This is a genomic window from Azonexus sp. (genome assembly GCF_036170495.1).
Taxonomy (GTDB): domain Bacteria; phylum Pseudomonadota; class Gammaproteobacteria; order Burkholderiales; family Rhodocyclaceae; genus Azonexus.
In genome coordinates, this window is record NZ_JAVHPH010000118.1 from 1 (window position 1) to 5,334 (window position 5,334).

The following is a 5,334-nucleotide window of genomic DNA, read 5'->3' on the forward strand; positions in this document are numbered from 1 at the left end:
CTACTGATTGTTTTCTCATGAACTGGCTGTTACCTGAATACCTTTCCGACGCCCTCCCTGCAGAAGCGGCGCGCATTGAAAACCTGCGTCGAACCATTCTTGACCATTTTCGCGGCTGTGGCTATGAACTGGTCATGCCGCCGATGCTGGAATACCTGGAGTCGCTGCTGACCGGCGCTGGTCAGGATTTGAAACTGCGAACGTTTAAACTGGTTGATCAGCTTTCTGGTCGGACCATGGGGGTTCGTGCCGACATTACGCCCCAGGCGGCGCGTGTTGATGCGCATCTGCTCAACCATCAAGGCGTAACCCGTTTATGCTATTGCGGCAGTGTCCTGCATACTTTGCCAGCGACAATTTCAGCTGGTCGCGAGCCCCTCCAGATTGGCGCTGAGCTCTATGGCTATGTGGGGATCGAGGCTGACCTTGATGTCATTCGCCTAATGGCTGGGGCTTTTCAGCAGCTAAAACTTCCTGTTACTCGTATTGATCTTGGTCACGTCGGTATTTTCCAGGCCTTGGCTGAGGCAGCCGGGTTGCCGCAGGAAGCAGAGGGTGCTGTCCTGAGTCTCCTGCAGGCGAAAGACCTGCCGGGTCTGGAAGAAGCCTGCGTCGATGTTCCATCACCCTATCGCGAGGCACTTCTGCGTTTGCCACATCTGTACGGCGGTGCCGAAGTTCTGGCCAGGGCTGCGCTAGAGTTGCCCGCATTGCCGACGATTTCAGCTGCTCTGGATGGTCTGCATCACCTGCTCGCCGCTGCGCCTGAACTGCCTTTTTCGATCGACCTTTCCGACCTGCGCGGTTACCACTATCACAATGGAGTCGTCTTTGCCGCCTACTGTCCGGGCTACCCGGTGGCGATCGCCATGGGCGGTCGCTACGATGGCGCCGGGAAGGCATTTGGTCGGGCTCGCCCGGCCACCGGTTTTTCGATGGATTTGCGAGAAGTGGCGCGCTTGGCGCCTGCTGGCAAGTTGTTGTCCGGCGCAATTTTGGCGCCGCATGCCGGGCACGATGCACGCCTCGCCGCCCATATCGCTGCGCTACGCGAACAGGGCGAAATAGTTGTCCAGCTGCTGCCAGGCGAAACAGCCTGCGAAGGACCGGTCTGCGACCGAAAACTAGCGCTGGTCGGCGAACACTGGATTATTGAAGCAATACAAGAGGACTAAGAAATGGCTAAGAATGTCATCGTGGTGGGTACGCAGTGGGGCGACGAGGGTAAGGGTAAGATCGTCGACTGGCTGACCGACCATGCCAAAGGGGTCGTGCGTTTTCAGGGGGGCCATAATGCTGGCCATACGCTGGTCGTTGGCGAACAGGTGTACAAGCTGAATCTCGTTCCGTCTGGCATCGTGCGTGATGGCGTCGAATGCTACATCGGCAACGGCGTCGTGCTCGATATTCATCATTTGCTGTCAGAAATCGTCGAGTTGGAAAAGGGAGGCATAGACGTTCGTTCACGCCTGAAAATCAGCCCGGGATGTCCGCTGATTCTCCCGTATCACTCGGCCATTGACCAGGCTCGCGAAGGCGCCAAGTCGGATGACAAGAAGATTGGCACGACCGGAAAGGGTATTGGCCCAACCTATGAGGACAAGGTATCCCGCCGTGGTCTGCGCGTCTATGACCTGTTCCATCCTGAACGTTTTGCCGAGAAACTGAAGGAAGTGCTGGAATATCACAACTTTGTGCTGACCCAGTATTTCAAGGCGCCAGCGGTTGATTTTCAGATGGTTTACGATCAGGCAATGGCCGATGCCGAGCAGATTCGGCCAATGGTGACCGATGTTTCAGCGGCGCTTTACGCCGCCAATAAGGCTGGTTCTAACCTGCTGTTCGAAGGCGCGCAAGGTACCTTGCTCGACATCGACCATGGCACCTACCCGTTTGTTACCTCGTCGAACTGCGTTGCTGGCCAGGCTGCTGCTGGTTCGGGTATTGGCCCGGGCATGTTGCATTACGTGCTGGGTATAACCAAGGCTTATTGCACTCGCGTCGGTGGTGGTCCGTTCCCCAGTGAGCTGGATATCGAGACCGCAGGCGTTCCGGGTTACCAGATGTCGCAGGTTGGTCGTGAGTTTGGTACGGTTACCGGCCGCAAGCGGCGTTGCGGATGGTTCGATGCTGCAGCACTGCGTCGTTCGGGTCGTATCAACGGTCTGACCGGGCTGTGTATCACGAAACTGGATGTGCTCGATGGCCTCAAGGAACTGAGCATCTGCACCGGCTACAGGCTTGATGGAAAAGTCATCGACTTGCTGCCCATAGGTGCCGACGAGGTAGCTCGTTGCGAGCCGATCTACGAAACGATGCCGGGCTGGAGCGGTACGACCTTTGGCGTGAAGCTCTGGGAAGATCTGCCGGCCGAGGCGCGTGCCTATCTCAATCGCCTGGAGGTGTTGTGCGAGGTGCCGATCGCCATCGTATCGACGGGTCCGGAGCGCGATGAAACTATCCTCAAACAGCACCCGTTCAATAACTGAGCGAAAGCCGGGGTGCGACGGTCAACGGGCCTTTGAGGCCCGTTTTCACGTTTATTGCGCCGGTACGGCTTGCCAGCCTTCCGGGCAGGCATTGGTGTATGGATAGTATTGGCCGGACGAACCGCAGTAGTACCAGGTGCCGTAGTCGGTTCTTGGCATCGGGCGGGGCGGGGCGCTATAAACCGGAGCCGGGGCATAGCTGTTTTGGGAGGCGACGGCGGCGCCAATGGCTAGTCCAGTGATGGCCAGCACGGCAGCCGGACCGACCCAGCCGGGTCCGGAGCGGTAACCATGTCCATGTCCGTAACCATGTCCATGTCCGTAACCACCATGGTGGTGGCCCCAGTCAGCCTGGGCGGAGGTCGTCGCGGTCATGGCCAGTGTGGCAGCGATAAAGAAGGTGGTAATCTTTTTCATGGGTCGGCTCGTAGTTGTCGTTTGGGTAAGCTGAGTAACGCGCTAGGAGGGAGAGTGATGACCGCTGCTATGTACCTAAGTGTTAGGAATTGTTACCGCAGTACGGCGAGGCATGTGCTATGAGAGAATGCCTGCGCAATTGGCAATCGGACGTTTTGACCGGTTACCGAAGCCCGGCGGCAGAAATGAAAAAAGGCCTTGTTTTATCAAGGCCTTCTATCAAGATCGCTGGTGCCCAGGAAGGGACTCGAACCCCCACGGAGTTACCCGCTAGTACCTGAAACTAGTGCGTCTACCAATTCCGCCACCTGGGCACAGGTGCGAAGAGCCGCCATTATAGAGAAAGAAGAACTGATGTCAAGAAAAAAACTATCAAAAATTCGTCGTGCCGATCCCTTCTTCGAGCGTGAATTGGCGCGCTACGAATTCCCTTTGCCCTCGCGTGAATATGTCTCGCAGGTGCTGGCTGACGAAGGTCGGCCTGTTGAATTCAACGAACTGACCGAGTTGCTGGATATCACCACCACCGAACGCGAGATGTTCCAGCGTCGCCTGGGGGCCATGGAGCGCGAGGGGCAATTGATGCGCAACCGCAAGGGGGCGTACATTTTGCCTGAACGGGCCAGTCTGACGCCGGGGCGCATCCAGGGCCATCCGGATGGCTATGGCTTCCTGATTCCCGATGACGGCAGCGCTGACATCTTCCTCGATCAACACCAGATGGGGAAAGTGCTGCATGGCGACCGGGCGCTGGTCCGGGTTACCGGGATTGACCGCAAGGGGCGTCCCGAGGGCGGTATTGTCGAGGTGACCGAGCGGGTCAATACGCGAATTGTCGGACGGGTTTTTGTCGAGCATGGCGTCGTGGTCGTGGCGCCGGAAAACAAACGTATTTCGCAGGATATTCTGGTGCCGCCGCAGCCAAAGGCCAAAAGCAAGCCGCAGTCTGGCCAGGTGGTGATGGTCGAGATCATCGAGCAGCCGAGCAAGTTCTCACAGCCGATCGGCAAGATCATCGAGGTGCTGGGCAATTATGCTGACCCGGGTATGGAGATCGAGATCGCGCTGCGCAAGCACGATCTGCCCTTCGAGTTTTCCAAATCGGCGCTGGATGAGAACAAGGCTTTGCCGGACAAGGTGACCAAGGCCGACCTGAAAGGGCGTGTCGATTTGCGCGATGTGGCGCTGGTCACCATCGACGGTGAGACAGCGCGCGATTTCGACGATGCCGTGTATTGCGAAAAGAAGGGCCGTGGCTGGCGGCTGATTGTGGCGATTGCCGATGTGTCGCATTACGTCAAACCGGGCATGGCGCTGGACCGTGAGGCAGTGGAGCGCGGCAATTCGGTCTATTTTCCGCGCCGGGTGATTCCGATGCTGCCGGAAAAGCTGTCGAACGGCATCTGTTCGCTGAATCCGGATGTCGAGCGCATGGCCATGGTTTGCGACATGGAAATCAGTTCGACCGGCAAGATCGGTAAATACAAATTCTATCCGGCGGTGTTCAAATCGCATGCCCGTTTGACCTACAACCTTGTCTGGTCTTGGCTGTCGGGTGAAAAAGAGCCGGAAACCGACGTCGACCGCAGCGTTCTGCCGCATGTGCAGAATCTCTATAAACTGTTTGCCGCCTTGCATAAGGCGCGTGGTCAGCGTGGGGCGATCGATTTCGAGACGACTGAGACGCAGATGCTGTTCAACGAGCAGGGCAAGATCGAGAACATCGTGCCGGTCGTGCGCAACGACGCGCACCGGATCATCGAGGAATGCATGCTGGCCGCCAACGTTTGTGCTTCGGATTTCCTGGCCGAACATAAGCAGACCTGCCTGTATCGCATCCATGCGGCACCGTCGGAGGAAAAGCTGGCCAACCTGCGCACCTTCCTGGGCGAGTTCGGGCTGGCGCTGGGTGGTGGCGACGATCCGCGCGCCAAGGATTACGCCATCTTGCTCGAAAAGGTCAAACTGCGCCCGGACTTCCAGTTGTTGCAGACGGTCATGTTGCGTTCGCTGCGCCAGGCGATGTACAGCCCGGACAATGTTGGCCACTTCGGTCTGGCCTACGAGCATTACACGCACTTTACCTCGCCGATCCGTCGTTATCCCGACCTGCTCGTCCATCGCGCCATCAAGGCCGTGCTGGCCGGTGAGGTCTATACGCCGGACCGTTCCTGGGATGACATCGGCCTGCAGTGTTCAAGCACCGAGCGGCGGGCTGACGAGGCAACGCGCGATGTCGAGAACTGGCTGAAGACGTTCTTCATGAAGGAGCGCATCGGCGAGGAGTTCGATGGGACGATTTCCGGGGTCACGGCCTTTGGTATTTTCGTGGCCCTCGATACGGTTTATATCGAAGGCCTGGTCCACGTTTCGGAGCTGGGGGCCGATTACTTCCAGTTCGACAACATCAAGCACCAGATGCTCGGCG

General features: G+C 57.9%; 4 protein-coding genes and 1 tRNA gene. 3 read left to right on the forward strand and 2 right to left on the reverse strand.

The features are described from left to right. Positions 1-17 precede the first annotated feature (17 nt). Positions 18-1,175: an ATP phosphoribosyltransferase regulatory subunit gene (locus tag ADADOO_RS03780; protein WP_511275155.1), complete on the forward strand. Its 1,158-nt coding sequence runs from the start codon at positions 18-20 to the stop codon at positions 1,173-1,175. Between the two features lie 3 nt (positions 1,176-1,178). Beyond that, on the forward strand, positions 1,179-2,489 hold the full coding sequence (locus ADADOO_RS03785; RefSeq protein ID WP_511275150.1) for an adenylosuccinate synthase: 1,311 nt from the start codon (positions 1,179-1,181) through the stop codon (positions 2,487-2,489). A gap of 51 nt (positions 2,490-2,540) precedes the next feature. On the opposite strand, the gene ADADOO_RS03790 is transcribed toward ADADOO_RS03785, so the two are convergent. Together ADADOO_RS03790 and ADADOO_RS03795 are read right to left on the reverse strand one after the other, a co-directional pair. After that, positions 2,541-2,906, reverse strand: coding sequence for a hypothetical protein (locus tag ADADOO_RS03790; protein ID WP_511275152.1), 366 nt, complete (start codon positions 2,904-2,906; stop codon positions 2,541-2,543). Between the two features lie 229 nt (positions 2,907-3,135). Then, positions 3,136-3,220: transfer RNA gene (locus ADADOO_RS03795), tRNA-Leu, on the reverse strand. Between the two features lie 40 nt (positions 3,221-3,260). Between ADADOO_RS03795 and rnr the strand changes: the two genes are divergently transcribed. Next, a partial coding sequence (gene rnr, locus ADADOO_RS03800) for a ribonuclease R (RefSeq protein ID WP_511275154.1) occupies positions 3,261-5,334 on the forward strand: 2,074 nt, incomplete at its 3' end.